Annotated in this window: 19 protein-coding genes; 11 read left to right on the top strand and 8 right to left on the bottom strand. The window is 63.9% G+C overall.

Annotation, left to right across the window (positions count from 1 at the left end):
- Window positions 1-34: 34 nt before the first annotated feature.
- From BM171_RS00590 to BM171_RS00580, 3 genes are all read left to right on the top strand, one after another.
- Window positions 35-1,507, top strand: coding sequence for an AMP nucleosidase (locus BM171_RS00590; protein WP_371418200.1), 1,473 nt, complete (start codon window positions 35-37; stop codon window positions 1,505-1,507).
- A gap of 127 nt (window positions 1,508-1,634) precedes the next feature.
- Window positions 1,635-1,922: an HU family DNA-binding protein gene (locus BM171_RS00585; RefSeq protein ID WP_093008857.1), complete on the top strand. Its 288-nt coding sequence runs from the start codon at window positions 1,635-1,637 to the stop codon at window positions 1,920-1,922.
- Between the two features lie 455 nt (window positions 1,923-2,377).
- Window positions 2,378-4,069 (top strand): BCCT family transporter, encoded by a 1,692-nt coding sequence (locus BM171_RS00580; protein WP_093008856.1) that lies wholly within the window; start codon window positions 2,378-2,380, stop codon window positions 4,067-4,069.
- Here BM171_RS00580 and BM171_RS00575 read toward each other — a convergent pair.
- The 3 genes from BM171_RS00575 to BM171_RS00565 all read right to left on the bottom strand — a co-directional run bounded on the left by BM171_RS00575 (window position 4,055) and on the right by BM171_RS00565 (window position 7,593).
- Complete coding sequence (locus BM171_RS00575; protein WP_245760144.1) at window positions 4,055-4,756, bottom strand: GNAT family N-acetyltransferase; 702 nt, start codon at window positions 4,754-4,756, stop codon at window positions 4,055-4,057. The genes BM171_RS00580 and BM171_RS00575 overlap by 15 nt on opposite strands.
- Complete coding sequence (locus tag BM171_RS00570) at window positions 4,753-6,147, bottom strand: aminotransferase family protein (RefSeq protein ID WP_093008855.1); 1,395 nt, start codon at window positions 6,145-6,147, stop codon at window positions 4,753-4,755. Before BM171_RS00570 ends, BM171_RS00575 begins: the two co-directional genes overlap by 4 nt.
- 75 nt (window positions 6,148-6,222) lie before the next feature.
- The gene (locus BM171_RS00565; protein ID WP_093008854.1) at window positions 6,223-7,593 is read right to left on the bottom strand and encodes a multicopper oxidase family protein; all 1,371 of its coding nucleotides are present in this window, start codon (window positions 7,591-7,593) and stop codon (window positions 6,223-6,225) included.
- Window positions 7,594-7,701: 108 nt separating this feature from the next.
- Here BM171_RS00565 and crcB point away from each other — a divergent pair, with 108 nt between their 5' ends.
- The 8 genes from crcB to BM171_RS00525 all read left to right on the top strand — a co-directional run bounded on the left by crcB (window position 7,702) and on the right by BM171_RS00525 (window position 15,162).
- Window positions 7,702-8,079, top strand: coding sequence for a fluoride efflux transporter CrcB (gene crcB, locus BM171_RS00560; protein WP_093008853.1), 378 nt, complete (start codon window positions 7,702-7,704; stop codon window positions 8,077-8,079).
- Window positions 8,076-9,119 carry an RluA family pseudouridine synthase gene (locus BM171_RS00555; RefSeq protein WP_093008852.1) on the top strand — a complete coding sequence of 348 codons (1,044 nt, stop codon included), beginning with the start codon at window positions 8,076-8,078 and terminating at the stop codon, window positions 9,117-9,119. The genes crcB and BM171_RS00555 overlap by 4 nt, the downstream gene beginning before the upstream one ends.
- On the top strand, window positions 9,116-9,793 hold the full coding sequence (locus tag BM171_RS00550) for an HAD-IA family hydrolase (RefSeq protein WP_093008851.1): 678 nt from the start codon (window positions 9,116-9,118) through the stop codon (window positions 9,791-9,793). Before BM171_RS00555 ends, BM171_RS00550 begins: the two co-directional genes overlap by 4 nt.
- Window positions 9,790-10,509, top strand: coding sequence for an ATP12 family chaperone protein (locus BM171_RS00545; RefSeq protein ID WP_093009251.1), 720 nt, complete (start codon window positions 9,790-9,792; stop codon window positions 10,507-10,509). The genes BM171_RS00550 and BM171_RS00545 overlap by 4 nt, the downstream gene beginning before the upstream one ends.
- A 190-nt stretch (window positions 10,510-10,699) precedes the next feature.
- The gene (locus tag BM171_RS00540; RefSeq protein ID WP_093008850.1) at window positions 10,700-11,713 is read left to right on the top strand and encodes an amino acid ABC transporter substrate-binding protein; all 1,014 of its coding nucleotides are present in this window, start codon (window positions 10,700-10,702) and stop codon (window positions 11,711-11,713) included.
- A gap of 133 nt (window positions 11,714-11,846) precedes the next feature.
- The gene (locus BM171_RS00535) at window positions 11,847-13,061 is read left to right on the top strand and encodes an amino acid ABC transporter permease (protein ID WP_093008849.1); all 1,215 of its coding nucleotides are present in this window, start codon (window positions 11,847-11,849) and stop codon (window positions 13,059-13,061) included.
- 1 nt (window position 13,062) lies between these two features.
- Window positions 13,063-14,355: an amino acid ABC transporter permease gene (locus tag BM171_RS00530; RefSeq protein ID WP_093008848.1), complete on the top strand. Its 1,293-nt coding sequence runs from the start codon at window positions 13,063-13,065 to the stop codon at window positions 14,353-14,355.
- Window positions 14,356-14,367: 12 nt separating this feature from the next.
- Window positions 14,368-15,162, top strand: coding sequence for an amino acid ABC transporter ATP-binding protein (locus BM171_RS00525; protein ID WP_093008847.1), 795 nt, complete (start codon window positions 14,368-14,370; stop codon window positions 15,160-15,162).
- Window positions 15,163-15,210: 48 nt separating this feature from the next.
- Here the strand turns inward: BM171_RS00525 and BM171_RS00520 are convergent, their stop codons facing one another.
- From BM171_RS00520 to yidC, 5 genes are all read right to left on the bottom strand, one after another.
- Window positions 15,211-15,705 carry a SixA phosphatase family protein gene (locus BM171_RS00520; RefSeq protein ID WP_093008846.1) on the bottom strand — a complete coding sequence of 165 codons (495 nt, stop codon included), beginning with the start codon at window positions 15,703-15,705 and terminating at the stop codon, window positions 15,211-15,213.
- 4 nt (window positions 15,706-15,709) lie between these two features.
- Window positions 15,710-16,600, bottom strand: coding sequence for an acetylglutamate kinase (argB, locus tag BM171_RS00515; protein WP_093008845.1), 891 nt, complete (start codon window positions 16,598-16,600; stop codon window positions 15,710-15,712).
- Between the two features lie 69 nt (window positions 16,601-16,669).
- Window positions 16,670-17,320 carry a ribosome biogenesis GTP-binding protein YihA/YsxC gene (gene yihA / locus BM171_RS00510; protein WP_093008844.1) on the bottom strand — a complete coding sequence of 217 codons (651 nt, stop codon included), beginning with the start codon at window positions 17,318-17,320 and terminating at the stop codon, window positions 16,670-16,672.
- A complete protein-coding gene (locus BM171_RS00505; protein ID WP_093008843.1) occupies window positions 17,317-18,063 on the bottom strand; it encodes an MOSC domain-containing protein in 747 nt (248 codons plus the stop codon). Before BM171_RS00505 ends, yihA begins: the two co-directional genes overlap by 4 nt.
- Window positions 18,060-19,883, bottom strand: a complete 1,824-nt coding sequence (gene yidC, locus BM171_RS00500) for a membrane protein insertase YidC (RefSeq protein ID WP_093008842.1) — start codon at window positions 19,881-19,883, stop codon at window positions 18,060-18,062. The genes BM171_RS00505 and yidC overlap by 4 nt, the downstream gene beginning before the upstream one ends.
- Between the last annotated feature and the right edge of the window lie 173 nt (window positions 19,884-20,056).

Raw genomic sequence — 20,056 nt, 5'->3', positions numbered from 1 at the left:
CAATCGATCGCGTGAGGACAGGATGCAGGATTTCATGGGTGGTGTTGAACTGGTCACCCCGACAGTGCCGGAAGAGGCCACGTTCGACGACCCCGCCGCAGCGGTGGCGCGTCTTTGCGAGCTTTACGATATCGCAACCGGATTTTTGTGCGACCGCTTCCAGGCGGCGATGGAGGAAGGGCATCCGGGCGTGCGCTACCGGGCGTTCTATCCAGAGGTGCGTATCGCCACGGCGACCTTCGCCAAGGTCGACAGCCGGCTTGCCTTCGGACATGTCGCGGCGCCCGGCATGCATGCGACCTCGATCACCCGGCCGGATCTGTTCCGAGCCTATCTTGAGCAGCAGATCGGTCTTCTGATCGAGAACCACGGCGTTCCGGTTCGGATCGGCCTGTCGGCGACGCCGATGCCGGTGCACTTCGCCGTCTCCAGCCGCGCGGGCGTTACCGTCCCTCAGGAAGGCGCGGCGGATTTTATCCTGCGCGATGTCTTCGACGTGCCCGACCTCACGACAACGAACGACGATATCGTCAACGGCGTCGCCAAGGCGGCCGAGGACGGTACCGAGCCCCTTGCCCCGTTCACCGCGCAGCGCGTGGATTACTCGCTCGCCCGTCTCGCGCATTACACCGCCACGGACCCGGCGCACTTTCAGAATCACGTGCTTTTCACGAACTACCAGTTCTACGTGACGGAGTTCGAAGCCTATGCCCGTGCCGCGCTCGCCGATCCGGAAAGCGGGTATACGAGCTTCGTTGCGACGGACAACCACGAGATCACGACGCCCGACGGCGATCTGCCCCTATCACCAAAGATGCCGCAGATGCCGACCTATCACCTCAAGCGTGCAAACGGGTCGGGTATCACCCTGGTGAACATCGGCGTCGGTCCGTCGAACGCCAAGACCGCCACGGACCATATCGCGGTTCTGCGTCCACATGCCTGGATCATGGTCGGGCATTGCGCGGGGCTTCGGAATTCGCAGTCGCTCGGCGATTTCGTGCTGGCCCACGCCTATCTCCGCGAGGACCGCGTTCTCGATGACGATCTGCCGGTCTGGGTGCCGATCCCAGCGCTCGCCGAGATCCAGACCTCTCTCGAGGAGGCGGTGGCGACCGAGACGGAACTCAAGGGGTACGATCTCAAACGCATCATGCGGACCGGCACTGTCGCCAGCGTCGACAACCGCAACTGGGAGCTGCGCGACAAGCATGGGCCGGTTCAGCGTCTCAGCCAGAGCCGGGCGATCGCGCTCGACATGGAAAGCGCGACCATCGCGGCAAACGGCTTCCGCTTCCGCGTGCCCTACGGCACGCTTCTCTGCGTTTCGGACAAGCCCTTGCACGGAGAACTCAAGCTGCCGGGCATGGCTTCGGACTTCTACCGGACACAGGTTGCCCGCCACCTGATGATCGGCATCCGCGCGATGGAGATCCTCCGCGAGATGCCCCTCGCCCGCGTGCACAGCCGAAAGTTGCGTAGTTTCGATGAAACGGCCTTCCTTTGACGGCGTGTAATGCTAAAAAAGAGCTTGTTTTGTTGGGGAAAGCGAACCCTAATTGTTGTGTTCTCACGCAATATGCGGTTCATATAACGAATTGAGCCCCCAATAGGGGATGACGAAGGAGACAGGAATGGCGAAGCCGATGACCAAGAGCCAGCTCGTGACCGCGCTGGCAGAAGAGATGGACAGCGACAAGAAGACCGCGACGGCCGCGCTCGACTCGCTGGTGAATATCATCACGCGCGAAGTGTCCGGCGGCGGTGCCGTGACGCTCCCCGGTGTCGGCAAGTTCTACTGCCGCGAGCGCCCCGAGCGCATGGTCCGCAACCCCGCGACCGGCGAGCAGTTCAAGAAAGAGGCTGACAAGCAGGTCAAGGTGACCGTTGCAAAGGCTCTCAAGGACAGCGTGAACGACTGATCGGCGTTACGCGCCGAGCAAGCTGAAGGCCGTGCCACCGGGCACGGCCTTTTGCGTTTGGGCCGCCTGAAACATCGCATCCTCGGTGGAGATGCGTGTATCGTTCGGCGGCGGGTATCGGCTGACGCGACGCTAGAGCCCGGACTGCCTGATCCCTCCTTGGCGAATGTGCGGGCCCGCTCATCCCGTTCGCTATCCCGAAAACGCGGCTGGTATGGGCTTTCAATGTAGGCCGTGTCTTCATCGCAGCGTCGTCGTGAAACGGTCCAACGACCGGCCGGGCTCGATAAGATGGTGAATTTGCAGCCCGAGACACGGGCCGGTGCGACAAAAGGCTACCCGCGTAGATCTTGAAATTCGCTGAACTCTAACGGGAACCAAATCTGTTTCCGTGGCGTAAGACCTTATCACTCACTCCAAAGTGGCGGGCGGTTCCGCCGCAGGAAGGATGTGCGATGGAATCCCTCGCCCGCCGTTGCGGTCTCAGGACCGACCCGACTATTTTCTTTTTCTCAGCTATTTTCATGGTGGTCTTCGCCCTGGCGCTGATCATCGCTCCAGGTCCGATCGGATCCGCCTTCGAAGCGGCGCGCGCCTGGATCGTCACCAATCTCGGCTGGTTCTTCGTACTTGGCGTGAATGTCTGGCTTGGCTTCCTGATCTGGGTCGCCTCATCGCGGTACGGGCATATTCGGCTTGGCGGGCGAAATTCGAGACCGGAATATACGTTCGTGTCGTGGTTCACGATGCTCTTCGCGGGCGGGATCGGGACCGTGCTGATGTTCTGGGGCGTGGCCGAGCCGATGAGCCATTTCGCGACGCCACCGCTGCCTGGCGTCGAGGCGCATTCGGCCGAGGCCGCGCAGGACGCGATCTCAATCGCGCTCTATCACCTCGGGCTGCACACCTGGACGATCTTCACGCTTCCGGGCCTCGCCTTTGCCTATTTCATCTATCGCTATAAGCTGCCGGTGCGCGTGAGCTCGGTGTTCTATCCGCTTCTCGGTGACAAGATTTCCGGGCAGATCGGCAAGACCATCGACGTCGTCGCGATCCTCGGCACGCTGTTCGGCGTCGCCGTCTCGCTTGGTCTCGGCTCCAGCCAGGTCGCTGCGGGCCTTAATGAGCTTTTCGGAACCGGCGACGGGCCGTTCGTGCAGATCCTCATCATCGTTGCGCTGACCGCAGTTGCGGTCGGCTCTATCGTGGCGGGCCTCGACAGCGGCGTTAAGCTTTTGTCGAACATCAATATCGGCATGGCGGTAGCCCTGATGATCTTTGTTCTCGTAACGGGGTCGACCCTGTTCCTGTTGCGCGGGATCGTGGAGACCGCAGGGCTCTACTTGCACAACCTGCCGCGTCTCGCGTTCTGGAACGACATGCTGTCCGATGTGCGGCCCGATACGGATGAATGGGGCTGGCAGGGTTCCTGGACGGTCTTCTACTGGGCCTGGACCGTGACCTGGTCGCCGTTCATGGGCCTTTTCGTGGCGCGTATCTCGAAAGGCCGGACGATCCGCGAATTCGTGCTCGGCGTTCTTCTGGCACCGTCGCTCTTCACGCTGATCTGGTTCGCGATCTTCGGCTGGCAGGCGATGGAGCTCGACGGCATCGGCGCCGCAGCGCGCGATCAGATGGGCGACGCGGCCGGTCAATTGTCGGAGGCGGTGTCCAACTCTATCCCGCTGGCGATGTTCGCCTTTTTCGAGAACTTCCCGTTCACGACGCTGATCCAGGGCTTCGCGGTCATCATTGTGGCGATCTTCTTCGCCACCTCGTCGGACTCCGCATCGCTCGTCGTGGATATGCTCTGCACCGGCGAGGCCCATGCCGGCCCCGTTCAGCAGCGCCTGTTCTGGGGTATCTCGGAAGGGACCATCGCGGTGCTGCTCATCATGCTGGCGGGTGAAGCGGGCCTGACAGCCTTGCAACAGGTCATCACCGTGGTCGGGCTCCCGATCTTCTGTCTGGTGTTCATGATGATCCCGTCGCTCGCGATCGGGCTGGCGGCAGAGGATATCGACTACATCACCGTGGGCACGCGGCCGACAGCGGAGGATCTGCACGGCGAGGGCGCAACCCTACCGACGACCGACCGTATCGACGGCAGGCGCGACGGGGGCGCAGAACCGTCACCGGCGGAATAGATCGGAGAGGGGCGTCATTTGGCGCCCCTTTTCATCGAAGTTTCCCGGATCCAGCCAGGCGGTGAGGCCGCGCTTGATCCGGGGCCATTCCTGATCGAGGATCGAGAACCACGCCGTGTCACGGTTGCGCCCTTTCACGACGGTCGCCTGTCGGTGCGTTCCCTCATAGGTGAAGCCCAGCCGTTCGGCTGCCGCACGCGACGGCGCGTTCAGCGCATCGCATTTCCACTCATAGCGCCGGTATTCCAGTTCATCGAAGGCGCGCGTCATCATCAGCGCCATTGCCTCGGTAGACATGATCGTCCGCTGAAGGCGCGGCGAGAAGCTGATCCACCCGACCTCGATACTGCCCGCTTCGGGGTTGATCCTGAGGTAACTGGCGGTGCCCAAGGGCTGCCCGTCGCCGTCCAGAACCGTATAGAACTGGGGATCGTCGCTCTCGGCCATCTCCTCGAGCCGGGCGCGCATCTCCGCAGCGTCACGCGGAGCAGGATTGGGCAGGTAGGTCCAGTTCCACCCGTCTCTATCCTCCGCATACGCTGCGAAAAGTGCCTCCGCGTGGTCCGGAACGGACGGCACCAAGGCACAGGTTCGGCCTTGCATCGGTTCTCGCGGCGGACGCGGCCGGGGCAGGGCGATCTCGACCCTGTCCCCGACCGGCTGGCCGAACGTGTTCGCCTCGCTCACCCGAAGACGCGGCTCAGCGCGCCGTCCACGCCCTCGATGATCTCGTCGATATCGTCCTTCCTGGCGATCAGCGCGGGCGAGAAGCAGAGCGTGTTGTTCTTGCCGGGCACGGAGCGGTTCGTCGCGCCGATGATCAGGCCCTGCTTCATGCAGTCGCCGACGACGGCTTTGACGCGGGCTTCCTCGACCGGCTCTTTCGTGTCGCGGTCGGTGACAAGCTCGGCACCGAGAAACAGACCCTTGCCGCGCACATCGCCGATGATGCGGTGCTTGTCCTTTAGCTCGTTCAGGCGGCCGAGCATGTAGTCGCCCATCCGCGTCGTGTTCTCGAGCAGATCCTCGCGCTCGATGATCGCCATGTTCTCGAGCGCGGCGGCGGGACCGGCAGTACATCCCCCGAAGGTGGAGATGTCGCGGAAGTAGTCCATAGGATCGGTCTCGTCCGACTTGAAGAGATCGAAGACCGCCTCCGTCGTCGTCAGGCAGGCAATCGCCGCGTATCCCGAGGCGACGCCCTTGGCCATCGTGACCATGTCTGGCTCGACCCCGTAATGCTGGTAGCCGAACCAATGCGTTCCGGTGCGCCCGACGCCGCAGACGACCTCATCGATATGCAGAAGGATGTCGTATTTGCGGCAGATCTCCTGCACGCGGGGCCAGTAGCCTTCGGGCGGGGCGATAACGCCGCCGCCTGCGGTCACTGGCTCGAGGCAGAGCGCGCCCACGGTGTCCGGACCTTCTCGCAGGATAACTTCCTCGATCTGGTTCGCGGCCCATTCGCCATAATTCTCGACCGGTGCGCCGTCCTGTTCGTGGCGGCGATACTCGAGGCAATGCGGCACCCGTACGAAACCCGGCGCGAAGGGGCCGTATTGCGCGTTGCGCTCGTCCTGCCCGCCGGCCGAAAGACAGCCGATCGTGGTGCCGTGGTAGTCGCGGTCGCGGAAAAGGATCTTGTGCTTCTTGCCGCCATAGCGCTTGTGCGCGATCTGGCGGACCATCTTGAAGGCCTTCTCGTTCGCCTCGCTGCCTGAGTTGCAGTAATAGACCCGGCTCATGCCCGGCATCTTTTCGATGAGCTTCTCGGCGAACAATGCGCCCGGCACAGTGCCCGCCGCGCCTGCGAAGTAGTTCATCTTGCAGAGCTGATCGTAGACAGCGCGCGCGATTTCCTCGCGTCCATAGCCCACGTTCACTGTCCAGACCGCGCCAGAGACGGCGTCGAGATGTTCCTTGCCGTTCTGGTTCCAGACCCGCATCCCCTTGCCCTCGATGAGGATATTGGGGTCCGATGTCTCCCACGGCTTGTGCTGGCTCAGGTGATGCCAGACATGCGCCTTGTCGGCGGTGACGATGTGCGACAGGTCGTTCGCGCTCAGAGTGCCGTCCATGGGGAGCCTCCCGGCTGGCAGAATTTGATCAATTGATAAAACGTGGCCGAAGCCGCCGAGTCTTGCAAGACCTGCTCAGCCGGTCACGCGGATGAAGGTGCCCATCCCTGCCGCGTGATGCCCAAGCATGTGACAATGAAAGAGCCAGTCGCCGGGATTGTGCGCGGCGAAGGCAAGTTCCTTGGTCTCGCCTTGCGCCAAGAGGATGGTGTCGCGCAGCGGCCCAAGTGTGCTGTCCGGCAAAACTTCGGCGAAATGCATGCCATGAAGGTGCATCGCGTGCGGAAAGGCGGTGTCGTTGACGATGCCGAGCCGCACGCTTTGACCGCGCGGAACTTCGAGAAGGGGCAGCATGTCCCGGCCCACCTGACCGTTCAACGCCCAGAACAGACCCTTTTCGGCCAGTTGGCGCCCCGTGAGCACTTCACCAAGATGCATCGCCTCGGAGAGACCGCGCATCGCGCCGCCTTCCATCAGAACGCGCTGCGGAACCGCATTCGCAAGGTCGATGGGGAAGTCAGGGTTGGGCGGCAGCGCCGCGGGTGGCTCTCTGCGTGCGCGGGTGCCCGAGCCGATGCGGAAGCTCGCCTGCGCGTAGCCGCCCGTCCGGTCGAAGTGCAGAAGGAAGGCTTCGTCCTCGCCCGTGACATCGACGATGAGATCCATGCGCTGCGCCGGGGCGAGCGTGAGCGTGTCGAGAGCCGCCTCGGGTTCGGCGAGGGGCATCCCGTCGAGCGCCACGATCCAGCCTGCGAGCCCGTAAAGTCCGAGCTCGAAAATTCGCGCGTTCGAGGCGTTGATGAGGCGCAGGCGCAGCCGATCGTGCTGACGGACTTGGTACTCTGCCTGAGGCCGACCGTTTGTCAGGATGACGTTGCCGATCCGCCCGGCATGAGAGCGATCGTGCATATTGTCGAAATCGGGGATGATCTGGGCATCGTCCCCGAGCCGGATGTCGTCGATCACGAGCGTGATGTCCGCGTCGACCTCTGGGGGATCGGTCTCTTCGACGACGAGAGCGCCATACAGGCCGCGCTCGACCTGCTCCACGCTCTGCGCGTGCGAATGATACCAGTATGTCCCGGCATCCGGCAGCACGAAGTCGTAATCGAACCCCGTGCCCGGCAGGATCGGATCTTGGGTGACGCCGGGCACGCCATCCATCGCGTTGTCGATGCGGATGCCGTGCCAATGCACCGCGGTTGGCGTCTCGAGGCGGTTCTCCACGCGCCAGGCGAAGCGCTCGCCCTGTGCAAAGCGTAGCTCGGGGCCGGGAAAGCTGCCGTTGAAGGTCCAGAGAGCTGTATCGGAATACCCCTCGGGCGCGATCTGCACGCGGCTCGCACCCGCTTCGAGCACGGGCAGTGCGGCACGCACTCCTCGTGGCAGGGCGGGAATCGTCCCGGCTGCGCCGAGGGCCTGAAGGAAGAAGCGACGTGACAGCATGAGGGTAACTCCGATTGCCGCGTCAGCATACAGCCGGCCGGGGGCGGATGAAACGCGGCGCAGCCCTCGCGCCTTGACAAGTCCGAGAGAAGCGGCGAAGCGCGATCCATGACAGGCACGCTCATCCAGGTGGCACTCGGCGGCGCTCTGGGCGCGACGGCCCGGTACCTGACCGGGCTGGCTGCGGTCCGCGCGCTCGGTCCTGGCCTGCCCTGGGGCACGCTGATCGTGAATATCGCGGGCTCGTTCCTGATGGGCATCCTCGTCGTGATGCTGGCGCAATTCGGCAGCAACCGCTTCGCGCCCTTCCTGATGACCGGGCTTCTGGGCGGGTTCACCACGTTTTCGGCCTTCTCGCTCGACGCGGTATCACTCTATGAGCGGGGCGCGGTGGGCGCGGCGGCCTTGTATGTCTCGGCTTCGGTCGTGCTGTCCCTCGCGGCGATCGCCGCGGGCCTGATCCTGGCTAGGAGCATTGTGCAATGAGCGGCGTACAGACCATTGCGGTCGGACCTGGCGACGGCGACCAGAGGCTCGATCGCTGGCTCAAGCGGCTCTTCCCGCACCTCGCGCAGGGGCTGATCGAGAAGATGTGCCGCAAGGGCGAGCTGCGCGTCGACGGCGGCCGGGTGAAGGCCAACCATCGCCTCGAAGTCGGGGCGGAAGTCCGCATCCCGCCGATCCCGGAGCCCGGCGAGGTCAAGTCGCGCCCGAAGCCCACCGTTTCGGATGCCGACGCGGAGATGATCCGGGCCTGCGTGCTGTTCCGCGACGAGCATATCATCGCGCTCGACAAGCCGCCGGGGCTTCCGACACAGGGCGGCTCGAAGCAGACAAAGCACGTGGACGGTCTCGCCGAGGCACTGCGCTTCGGGCTCGATGAGAAGCCGCGCCTTGTCCACCGGCTCGACAAGGACACGTCGGGCGTTCTCCTGCTGGCGCGGACGCGGGAGGTCGCGAAGGATCTGACCGCCGCCTTCCGGTCGCGCGAGACGCGCAAGATCTACTGGGCCGCCGTCGCAGGCGTGCCGGCCCCGCGCATGGGCACGATCCAGATGGGCCTCGTGAAAGCCCCAGGCCACGGCAAGGGCGGCGAAGGCGAGAAGATGCTGCCCGTCCATCCCGACGAGGTGAAGACCACCGAAGGCGCGAAGAACGCGACGACCGATTACGCGGTCCTGTCCGAGCTTGGCAAACGCGCCGCCTGGGTGGCGCTTGTGCCGGTGACGGGACGCACGCATCAGTTGCGCGCGCATATGGCGGCGCTGGGCCATCCCATCGTCGGAGACGGCAAATACGGCGGCTCGGGGCAGGAAAACCTTGGCGATGGCTGGGGCGCGCAGCTTGGCGGAGAGATCAGCCGAAAGCTGCACCTTCACGCGCGGGCGCTGAGTATCACGCATCCGGTGACCGGTATCCGCCTGAACATCACGGCGCCCTTGCCCGAGCACATGGAAAAAACCTGGGATTACGTCGCCTGGGACGCGCGCGACGTGCCGACCGATCCTTTCGCGGAGGATGGATGAGCAGCGATCTGCGGCTCGTCGTCTTCGATGTCGATGGCACGCTCGTCGACAGCCAGGCCGATATCGTTGGCGCGATGGGCGATGCCTTCGCCGCCGTGGGCCGTTCCGCCCCGGCGCGCGCGGAGATCCTTGGCATTGTCGGTCTGTCCTTGCCCGAGGCCATCGCGCGTCTTTCGGGCGCGGATGGTGACAAGCTCGCCGCGATGGTGGCGGCCTACAAGGACAGCTACGCCGCGCGCCGCGCTGCGGCCGGATCGGCGGCGAGTTCGCCTCTCTATCCGGGTGTGTCCGAGGTGCTGGACGATATACACGCGGTCCCGCACTGGCTGATGGGGGTCGCCACCGGCAAGTCGCGCCGGGGTCTCGACGCACTCCTGACGAGCATGGGGCTCTCGGGGCGTTTCGTGACCGAGCAGGTCGCCGACGATCACCCGTCCAAGCCACATCCCGCGATGCTTTATGCGGCGCTGGCGGAGACGGGCCTCGACCCGGAGGACGCGGTCATGGTGGGCGATACCGAATACGATATGGAAATGGCCCGCGCCGCCGGGCTGGTTTTCATCGGCGTCACCTGGGGGTATCACCCGCGCGAACGCCTCGCGGGCGCTGACTATCTGATCGATGAGATCGGCACGCTGCACAGGCTATTGAACGAGATATGGAGCGAGCGATGAGCAGCGGATGGGCGATGCGGCGCTTCTGGAGCGCAGCCGAAGCCGAGGAGGTGGCGGGCGGCTACCGCGTGACCCTCGACGGCAAGCCGGTTCGCACGCCAGCAAAGGCGCAGCTTCTCTTGCCGACACGCGACTACGCCGCGGCGATTGCCGAGGAATGGCAGGCGCAGGATGAGACGATCGACCCGACTTCCATGCCGATGACGCGCAGCGCGAATGCCGCCATCGACAAGCTGTCGGTGCAGCATGCCGAGGTTGCGGACATGCTTGCCGATTACGGGGACAGCGACCTTCTGTGCTACCGCGCGGACGGCCCCGAAGAGCTGGTCTTGCGCCAGGCGGAAACCTGGGATCCCTATCTCGACTGGGCCGCGTCTCGCTATGACGCACGGCTCGAGCCGCGCACGGGGCTGATGCACAGGCCGCAAGACCCCGAGGCGCTGGAGCGGCTGAGGTCGGAGGTTCATGCGATGGACATTTTCGGTCTCGCCGCCTTTCACGATCTTGTCTCGCTGACTGGCTCGCTCGTTCTCGGGCTTGCGGCGACCGACAAGCCGGATGCCGAGGCGATCTGGTCAGCCTCGCGACTCGACGAGGATTGGCAGGCGGAGCTTTGGGGCGCGGATGAGGAGGCGACGGAGCTTGCAGAGCTCAAAAGACAGAGCTTTCTCGATGCGATCCGGGCCTGGCGTCTGTCCCGCCTGGGGCGCGCGTAAGGCCTGCACGCGCTTTAGGCACACACTTCCCCATGCCTGTTTTCAAGGCAGTTTGGGTTGACCTCACCGGAAGAATCCGACCAAAGTTTCACATGCTGAGCGCAATGCCGTTCAAGCTACCGGAAAAGTTCGGCCGATTCAGGTCGACTCAACCGCTTCAATCAGGGGCGGACAACAGGAAGAGGTAAGTATGAAAAAGACCGTATTTCTTGGCGCGTTGACCGTTGCCGGCCTTGCTGCCGGTGCCGCCAGCGCCCAGACGCTGAATGACGTGCAGGATCGCGGGACGCTGAACTGCGGCGTCACGACCGGCCTTGTCGGCTTCGCGGCACCCGACGCCAACGGCGAGTGGGACGGCTTCGACGTCGCCGTCTGCCGCGCTGTTGCCGCAGCCGTTCTGCAAGACCCGACCGCGGTCGAGTTCGTGCCGACCACCGGCAAGACACGCTTTACGGCGCTGTCCTCCGGCGAGATCGACATGCTCGCACGAAACACGACCTGGACCTTCACCCGCGACAACGACCTCAACTTCGAGTTCGTGGGCATCAACTATTATGACGGTCAGGGCTTCATGGTTCCGAAGGCGCTCGGCGTCTCCTCGGCGACCGAGCTTGCGGGGGCGACCGTCTGCATCCAGACGGGCACCACGACCGAGTTGAACCTCGCGGACTACTTCCGCCGGAACAACATGGAATACACGCCGGTTCCGATCGAGACCAACGCAGAGGCGCAGCAGCAGTACCTTGCCGGTGCCTGCGACGTCTACACCACCGACGCGTCCGGCCTCGCCGCGACCCGCGCTGCGTTCGAGAACCCGGGCGACCACGTCGTTCTGCCGGAAATCATCTCGAAAGAGCCGCTCGGTCCGCTCGTCCGCCACGGCGACAACGAGTGGGGCGATATCGTCCGCTGGACCCTCAACGCACTGATCGCGGCCGAGGAATACGGCATCACGTCGACCAACCTCGACGAGATGGCGCAGAACGGTGGCCCGGAAGTGAAGCGGATCCTCGGCACCGAGGGCAACCTCGGCGAGATGATCGGCCTTGACGCGGAATGGGCACGCCGTGCCATCGGCGCAGGCGGCAACTACGGTGAGCTCTTCGCCCGCCATATCGGCGAGTCGACCCCGATCGGCCTGTCGCGCGGTCTGAACGCGCAGTGGACCGATGGTGGCCTGCTCTACGCACCGCCGTTCCGCTAAGACACTCCAGCAAGGGGCGCGGCACTCCCGCGCCCCTTCGCTTTTCCGTATAGTCGGACCATAAACGATCGAGGCCCGTCAGCCCGGACAAACCGGGCGGCAAGAGGTCCTCGAAAACTCCAGGGATACCCAAATGTCGACACTCAGCGATCCGCCGCGTGAGTCGTTCAAGCCGTCGATGCTGCTGAACGATACGCGGTATCGAGGATATACGTTCCAGTTCATAGCGATCGTTCTGGTTGCCGCGCTCTTCGCCTATCTGGGCCTGAACCTGCAGCGCAACCTGGCGGCGGCGGGGCTCACTATCTCCTTCGATTTCCTGGGCGAGCCGGCGAATTACGACATCAACCAGACACTGATCGAATACAACAACCAGATGGACCATTGGCGGGCCTCGCTGGTCGGCGTTCTCAATACGCTCCTGGTCTCGTTCCTGGCCTGTATCACCGCCACGATCATCGGCGTCGTTGCAGGCGTCTTGCGCCTGTCCAACAACTGGCTCGTGCGGAAGCTGATGTCGGCCTATGTCGAAGCCTTCCGCAACGTCCCGGTCCTGATCTGGATCATCATCATCTTCACGATCATGACCGCCGTCCTGCCAGCGCCGCGCGCGTTCCGGGGCGAGGATGCCACCGCGTCGATGATCTTCGGCTCGGTCGCCTTCACCAATCGCGGCGTCTATATCCCGAAGCCGATCTTCGGGCCGGGCGGCTGGACGGTCATGTTGGTCTTCCTTGCGGGCGTCATCGGCGCGTTCGCCTATCGGCGCTATGCGACGAAGCTTCTTTATGCGACGGGCAAGCTGCTGCCGATGGGATGGCCGGCGCTGCTTATCGCTTTCGTGCCGGCGATCCTCGCTTATTACCTTCTGGGCCAGCCGATAAGCCTCGAATATCCCGAGCTCGGCGGCTTCAACTTCACCGGGGGGATCAACATCCTTGGCTCGCTGATCGCGCTGTGGTTTGCGCTGGCGATCTACACGGGCGCGTTCATCGCGGAAAACGTGCGCGCGGGCATCCTGTCGGTATCCAAGGGGCAGACGGAGGCCGCGGCCTCGCTCGGCCTGCGCCCGCGACGGATCATGAACCTCGTCGTGCTGCCGCAGGCGCTCAGGGTGATCGTGCCACCGCTGATCTCGCACTACCTCAACATCACGAAGAACTCCTCCCTCGCCATTGCCGTCGGCTACATGGATCTGACCGGCACGCTCGGGGGGATCACGCTCAACCAGACGGGCCGCGCGATCGAGTGCATCCTGCTGCTCATGGCGTTCTACCTCGCGATCAGCCTTTCGATCTCGGCGATCATGAACGTCTACAACAATGCAGTTTCGCTGAAGGAGCGCTGAGATGGCCGATATGCACGCCCATTCCGTCCGCTTCGTCCGCGAGACCATGCTGCCGCAGGCGGAACCGCCCACGACCGAGCGCGGCATCGTCAAATGGATGCGGGAGAACCTTTTCTCGACCATCCCCAACGGGATCCTCACGCTGGCTGCGCTTTGGTGCATCTGGTGGCTGATCTCTTCGGTTCTGCCCTGGTTCGCCAACGGCATCTGGGACGCGCCTTCGATCCGCGCGTGCCGGGAGATCCTCGAGGGGCAGGTCGGCGGCTGTTTCGCGGTGCTGACCGAGCGCTGGAACCAGCTTCTCTTCGGCTTCCAATACCCGTCGGAGCTGTATTGGCGCCCCTCGCTGGCCTTCCTGCTGCTGTTCATTGCGATTGCGCCGGTGCTCTTCCGCAAGCGCTTCCCGGCACAGATGCTGGTCTTCACGGCAATCTACCCGTTCCTCGCCTATTGGCTGACCTGGGGTGGCTCGATCCTGGTGCCGGTTTTCGCCGCGCTGGGCTTCGTCGCGGGCTACATGGTCTATTCCCGCCTCGTCGCGCAGAGCTTCGCGATGGGTTTCTTCGGTGGCATCCTCGCGGCTCTCGTCTTCTGGTGGGTGATCGGCATCGTACCGACCGAGGGGATCATCGCGCTCGAGCCGGTTGCGTCGCGGAACCTTGGCGGGTTCATGCTGAACCTCATTCTCGGAACGGTGTGCGTGTCGCTTTCCATTCCGTTCGGCATCGCGCTGGCCCTCGGGCGGCAATCGGACATGCCGGCGATCAAGTGGATCTGCATCATCTTCATCGAGTTCGTCCGGGGTGTGCCGCTCATCACGCTTCTCTTCGTGGCGAACGTGGTCCTGGCTTACTTCCTGCCGCCGGGCACCAATTTCGACCTGATCCTCCGGGTGATCATCATGATTACGATGTTCGCCTCGGCCTATATTGCCGAAGTGATCCGGGGCGGCCTCGCCGCGCTGCCGAAGGGCCAATATGAAGCCGGTGACAGCCTCGGGCTCGACTACGCGCAATCCATGCGGCTGATCATCCTGCCGCAGGCGCTGAAAATCTCGATCCCGGGCATCGTCAACGTCGCGGTGGGCCTCTTCAAGGACACCACCCTCGTCTCGATCATCTCGATGTTCGATCTCGTGGGCATGATCCGCGGGCCGATCCTCGCCTCCACCGAGTGGAACGGCGTCTACTGGGAGCTTCTGGGCTTTGCCGCGCTCCTGTTCTTCGTCGTCTGCTTCGGCATCTCGAAATATTCCCAGTGGCTCGAACAAGAGCTGTCCACGGACCGCCGGTAAGGGAGCATCCAAATGACAAATACAGCCCTAGAGACCCCCTCCGTCACGCCGGGTCAGATGCAGGTCTCTGACGAGGTCGCGATCTCGATCGAGAACATGAACAAGTGGTTCGGCTCGTTCCACGTTTTGCGGGATATCGACCTGACCGTCTATCGCGGCGAGCGGATCGTCATCGCGGGGCCGTCAGGCTCAGGCAAGTCGACGCTCATCCGCTGCATCAACGCGCTGGAAGAGCACCAGAAGGGCCGGATCGAGGTGGACGGCACCGTTCTGTCCTCGGACATCAAGAACATCGACGCGATCCGCTCCGAGGTCGGGATGGTGTTCCAGCACTTCAACCTCTTCCCGCATCTCACGATCCTCGAGAACTGCACGCTGGCCCCGATCTGGGTGCGAAAGACGCCCAAGAGGGAAGCCGAGGAAACCGCGATGCACTTCCTCGAGAAGGTGAAGATCCCCGAGCAGGCGGACAAGTATCCCGGCCAGCTCTCGGGCGGTCAGCAGCAGCGTGTCGCGATCGCCCGGTCGCTCTGCATGAAGCCGCGGATCATGCTTTTCGACGAGCCGACCTCGGCGCTCGATCCCGAGATGATCAAGGAAGTGCTCGACACGATGGTGGAGCTTGCCGAGGAAGGCATGACGATGCTCTGCGTGACGCACGAGATGGGTTTTGCCCGGCAGGTCGCGAACCGGGTGATCTTCATGGACCAGGGCCAGATCGTGGAGCAGAACGAGCCCGAAGAGTTCTTCAACAATCCGCAGAACGAGCGGACGAAGCTGTTCCTGAGCCAGATCCTCGGCCACTGACAAAAACGTCTTGCCAGAGTGACCGGGCGCCCTCGCGGGCGCCCGTTTCTATTCCATGCCTGGCAATTCTCGCGGGATCGCGAAATGCACGACCCGGCCCGTGCCGAGGGTCAGCTCCGACCAGGCATCGATATCGAACTCAGCGACCAGCGTCGCGCCGGTCGGATAATCGGCGAAGCGAGAATGGCTCGGTGCCTCCGCGACAAGATCGCCCGCGGTGATCCCGATACCGGGATTGTGCCCGATCAGCAGAACGGTTTGGGCGGTTTCCTCGCGCAGTTCCGCGACGATTTCGTCCGGCTCGGCAAGATAAAGCGCGCGGGTCGTCCTCACTTCGCAGTCGAGATCGAGCCGCCCGAACGTCTCAACCGTCCGCATCGACGAGGAAAGAAGCGCCGCATCCGGCGTCAGCCCGGTTTCCCGGAGCCAGGCTGCAAGCGCCGTGCAGGAGGCCCGGCCCCGCTTGTTGAGCGGGCGTTCGTAATCCTCGACCCCTTGATGCCAGTCGGACTTGGCGTGGCGCATGAGGATCAGACGACGCATGAGGTCACTCCGCCCCGTGTTTGGGAAGGTTCGCGTGCCGGATGAGCGAGCCCGCACCGTGTTCGGTGAAAAGCTCCAGCAGGCAGGCATTCGGCACCGTGCCGTCAAGGATGACGACGCCGCGCACACCGCGCTCCAGCGCATCGAGGCAGGTCTCGACCTTGGGGATCATGCCGCCTGCTATGGTGCCATCCTCGATCATCGCGCGCACCTCTTCGGGGGTGAGCGCCGTCACGATCTCGCCAGAGGCGCCCTTCACCCCCGGCACGTTGGTCAGAAGCAGAAGCCGGTCGGCCTTCAGCGCACCCGCGACCGCGCCCGCAGCGGTGTCGCCGTTGACGTTATAGGTCTCCGCCGGGTCCATGCCGGTCGCCACAGGCGCGATCACCGGAATGATGCCCGCGCCCATGAGGTCGCGCAGCACCTGAACGTTGGTCTCGATCGGCCGCCCGACCCAGCCGAGTTCGGGATCGTCGGCTTCGCAAACGATGAGATCATCGTCCTTGCCTGAGAGCCCGACCGCGCGGCCGCCTTCATCCATGATCGCCTGCACGATACGCTTGTTCACAAGACCCGTCAGGACCATCTCGACCACGTCAACGGTGGCCTGGTCGGTGACGCGCTTGCCGCGCAGGAATTTCGACTCGATGCCGAGCTTCTCGAGCATTTCGTTGATCATCGGTCCGCCGCCATGCACGACGACCGGGTTGATGCCGACCTGCCGCATCAGAACGATGTCGCGGGCGAATTCGGCCATAGCCGCGGTGTCGCCCATCGCGTTGCCGCCGAACTTCACCACGACCACAGCGCCCGAATAGCGCTGCATGTAGGGAAGCGCCTCTGAAAGGGTGCGGGCCGTGGCGTGCCAGTCTCTGTTCATGTCCTGCGTCTTCATCTGCGGTCCCGGAAAAGGGGTCTGCGTGGGTTATCGGGCCTTGCCTTCCGGCGTGCAAGAGCGCGAGGCTCAGGCGAGGCTTGCGACTATGGCGCGAAGCGTAGGGATGCCGTCGCCCTTTTCGGACGAGGTCAGGACGATCTCGGGATAGGCGGCGGGATGCTTGGCGAGCGCTTCGCGGACCTGCGTAAGGATACGCGCGCGGTCCTTCTCCTTGACCTTGTCGGTCTTGGTCAGCACCATCTGAAAGGTGACGGCGGACTTGTCGAGAAGCGTCAGGATTTCCTGGTCGACGGCCTTCACGCCGTGCCGCGCGTCGATCAGCACGAAGGCGCGGCGCAAGTTCGCGCGGCCCGACAGGTACTGCTTGAGAAGGCGCTGCCATTTCTCGACAACCGGCAGCGGCGCGTTGGCATAGCCGTAGCCCGGAAGATCCACGAGGTAGTGGCTTTCGCCCAGGGTGAAGAAGTTGATCTCTTGGGTGCGGCCCGGCGTGTTCGACGCGCGCGCCAGTCCTTTGCGCCCTGTCAGAGCGTTGATGAGGCTAGATTTGCCGACATTGGACCGCCCGGCGAAGCAGACCTCGGCCCGATCGCTCGGCGGCAGGCCGTCCATCGCGACGACGCCCTTGAGGAAGTCCGTGCCGCCCGCGAAGAGGCGGCGCGCATCTTCGGCGACCTGCGGGTCGGGCTCTTCGGCGGCGGGGAAGGGCAGGCTCATAGGATCACCATTGTATCGCCGGTGGCGATCCGCCCCGGTAGGGTGCAGCTCGCCTGTACCGAAAAGTCCATATGTCCCCAACTGCGGAGCGCGCCGAGCGTGTCGGCATCCCGGCGGCCGGTGTCAGGGTTCGCTTCGGTCGCGCGGCAGCGGCCCGTGCGCTCACCAATCTCGAAACGCGCCTCGCCAATGCGGATCTCGCGGCCGACAAGGTCGAATTCCTCCCAAGGCGCGAGCCCGTCCAACCAGATATTCCCGCGCCAGCGATGGGGCGAAAGTGTGCGTCCGACACGCTGCTCGACCGCGCGGTGCGAGGCGGCGTTGCAGATCGTCACGGCGAAATCTGGATTGTCGGTGAAGCCGCGCTCCGAGGCGCGGACGACCGCCTTCGGGGCTGGCCGGCCGTCAGCGACAAGCGGCGCAACCCACTCGAGAAGCGTCTCGGCATTGCGCGCCGGATCGAGGGTGATTGACCCGGCATCCGGGTGCGACAGGGATAGCTGTCCGTCGTCCTGCAATTCAGCCGTCACCGCCATCAGCGACGGAGAGCTTGCCCCGCGCAGGTAGTTGCGGCACATCGCCCAGTTGCCGCTTAGCGCCGCATCCTCGGCCGCCTCGTGCGCGATGGCCCAGAGTCTGTCGCCGGGCATGGTGCTGCCCGGCTCGAGGAACGTCTCCGTCACCTCTTCGCGGCCGACACCCTTGATCGGATGCCGCCAGAGCGAGGCGACGCGTGCGGTCATGTCTCGTCCGAGCTCTTCTTCTTGAAGCTCGACAGGATGTTGCCCAGGAGATCTGGCTTATACCCTTGGCTGCGCATGATCGCGTATTGCTGGGTAAAGGTGATCGTGTTGTTGGCGATCCAGTAGACCACGAGCCCGCTCGCAAAGCTGCCGAGCATGAACATGAAGACCCACGGCATCCAGGCAAAGATCATCGCCTGCGTCGGGTCGGTCGGGGCCGGGTTCAGCTTCTGCTGCAGCCACATCGACACGCCGAGAAGCAGCGGAAGGATACCGATGAAGATCAGCGCCATGATCGAACCTTCGGGCGGCGCGCCCCAGGGCAGAAGACCGTAGAAGTTGAAGATCGATGTCGGATCAGGGGCCGAAAGGTCTTGGAACGGGCCGAAGAAGGGCGCGTGGCGCAGTTCCAGCGTTACGAAGATCACCTTGTAGAGCGAGAAGAAGATCGGGATCTGGAGAAGGATCGGCAGACAGCCCGAAGCCGGATTCACCTTTTCCTTCTTGTAGAGCGACATCATCTCCTGCTGGAGCTTCTGGCGGTCGTCGCCGGCGCGTTCCTTGATTTTCTCCATCTCCGGCTGAAGCTCTTTCATCTTCGCCATGGAGACGTAGGATTTGTAGGCCAGCGGCAGCAGCAGCGCCTTGATGCCGAGCGTGAGCGCGATGATCGCGACGCCCATGTTTCCGATGATCGCGTTCAGCCAGTGCAACGCGGCGAAGATCGGCTTGGTGAGGAAGAAGAACCAGCCCCAGTCGATCGAGTCGACGAAGCGCTCAATGCCGCCGCTCTGGTATTCGCGGATCGTCTCCCATTCCTTCGCGCCAGCGAAGAGTTGGGTCGTGACCTCGGAGCTTGTACCGGCGGCGACTTCGACCGTCGGCAGCACGGCCTCGGTCTGGTAGATGTCGCGGCCCGCATCATATTTCGCGGCGGCGCGGAACCCGCTACCGGGCTCTGGGATGAGGGTCGCCATCCAATAGTGGTCGGTGAAGCCGATCCAGCCGTTATTGTTCACCTGGAAGCGTTCGGCCTGCGCGCCGCCCTCGGCCGGCAGGTCGGTCATGTCGCCCCAGCCGATCTCGGTCAGCTCGCCATCGGTCATGGCGATGCCGCCCTCATGCAGGATGAAGAAGTTCTTCGCATTCACCGGCTCGCCGTGGCGGGCGAGGATGCCATAAGGCGCGAGGCGCTGGCTGCCCTCGGTCGGGTTCTCGACTGACTGCGTCACGGTGAACATGTAGTCGGAATCGACCGCGATCTCGCGTCTGAAGATAAGGCCAGACGGGCTTTCCCATTCCAGAAGGATCGGGTCGTTCTCGGTCAGCGTCTCGCCTTCGGCGATCTGCCAGTCGGTGTTCGGGCCGGGCACGTCTGCTGCCGAAAGGCCCGAGCCGGGGGCCCAGCCGTACAGCGCGTAATAAGCCTCGCCGCCGCCAACGGGGTTGAAGAGATGCACGATTTCGGAGCCGGGCTCGATCGTCTCGGTGTAATCCTTGAGCTGCAGATCGTCGATCCGGCCCCCCCTGAGGGAGAGCGAGCCTGCGAGGCGCGGCGTGTCGATCGAGATGCGCGGTGCATCGTCGGCGGTCTCGTTCGCGGTTGCCGCATCGGAGGTGGTCGCAGTGCCTTCGCCGGGCGCGGCATCGGGAACGGAGGCCGTATCGGGTACGTCCTGCACCGTATCGGCAGTCTCCTGCGTTGCGGTCGCGTTCGGATCAATCGGCTCTTCCGGAGGTGGGAACAGCAGGAACCAAACGAGAATCACGGCGAAGCTGAGTGCCGTCGCGATGAGGAGGTTCTTGTTCTGATTGTCCATGTCGGACCGGTCCCACACTGTCATGTCAAGTGGTGTCGGGTTCAACAGCCCGGACCGCCGAAGGTCAAGTCGATTCAGGGTGAGCGGCGGGTCTGGCGCCATTGTGAAGACGCGCCGGGTCGGCGCGCCGGAGGTCTTCGCGGCCTCGTGCCATTGGTCTTGTTATCCTTGCC

Origin of the sequence: Roseivivax halotolerans, from assembly GCF_900115815.1 — a bacterium.
In the GTDB taxonomy this organism is placed as follows: domain Bacteria; phylum Pseudomonadota; class Alphaproteobacteria; order Rhodobacterales; family Rhodobacteraceae; genus Roseivivax; species Roseivivax halotolerans.
This window is presented reverse-complemented; position numbering and strand designations above follow the sequence as displayed.

Coding starts and splice junctions, on each gene's coding strand:
- BM171_RS00590 (WP_371418200.1), top strand. CDS start 35: ATGGGTGGTGTTGAACTGGTCACCCCGACAGTGCCGGAAGAGGCCACG.
- BM171_RS00585 (WP_093008857.1), top strand. CDS start 1,635: ATGGCGAAGCCGATGACCAAGAGCCAGCTCGTGACCGCGCTGGCAGAA.
- BM171_RS00580 (WP_093008856.1), top strand. CDS start 2,378: ATGGAATCCCTCGCCCGCCGTTGCGGTCTCAGGACCGACCCGACTATT.
- BM171_RS00570 (WP_093008855.1), bottom strand. CDS start 6,147: ATGGACGGCACTCTGAGCGCGAACGACCTGTCGCACATCGTCACCGCC.
- BM171_RS00565 (WP_093008854.1), bottom strand. CDS start 7,593: ATGCTGTCACGTCGCTTCTTCCTTCAGGCCCTCGGCGCAGCCGGGACG.
- crcB (WP_093008853.1), top strand. CDS start 7,702: ATGACAGGCACGCTCATCCAGGTGGCACTCGGCGGCGCTCTGGGCGCG.
- BM171_RS00555 (WP_093008852.1), top strand. CDS start 8,076: ATGAGCGGCGTACAGACCATTGCGGTCGGACCTGGCGACGGCGACCAG.
- BM171_RS00550 (WP_093008851.1), top strand. CDS start 9,116: ATGAGCAGCGATCTGCGGCTCGTCGTCTTCGATGTCGATGGCACGCTC.
- BM171_RS00545 (WP_093009251.1), top strand. CDS start 9,790: ATGAGCAGCGGATGGGCGATGCGGCGCTTCTGGAGCGCAGCCGAAGCC.
- BM171_RS00540 (WP_093008850.1), top strand. CDS start 10,700: ATGAAAAAGACCGTATTTCTTGGCGCGTTGACCGTTGCCGGCCTTGCT.
- BM171_RS00535 (WP_093008849.1), top strand. CDS start 11,847: ATGTCGACACTCAGCGATCCGCCGCGTGAGTCGTTCAAGCCGTCGATG.
- BM171_RS00530 (WP_093008848.1), top strand. CDS start 13,063: ATGGCCGATATGCACGCCCATTCCGTCCGCTTCGTCCGCGAGACCATG.
- BM171_RS00525 (WP_093008847.1), top strand. CDS start 14,368: ATGACAAATACAGCCCTAGAGACCCCCTCCGTCACGCCGGGTCAGATG.
- BM171_RS00520 (WP_093008846.1), bottom strand. CDS start 15,705: ATGCGTCGTCTGATCCTCATGCGCCACGCCAAGTCCGACTGGCATCAA.
- argB (WP_093008845.1), bottom strand. CDS start 16,600: ATGAAGACGCAGGACATGAACAGAGACTGGCACGCCACGGCCCGCACC.
- yihA (WP_093008844.1), bottom strand. CDS start 17,320: ATGAGCCTGCCCTTCCCCGCCGCCGAAGAGCCCGACCCGCAGGTCGCC.
- BM171_RS00505 (WP_093008843.1), bottom strand. CDS start 18,063: ATGACCGCACGCGTCGCCTCGCTCTGGCGGCATCCGATCAAGGGTGTC.
- yidC (WP_093008842.1), bottom strand. CDS start 19,883: ATGGACAATCAGAACAAGAACCTCCTCATCGCGACGGCACTCAGCTTC.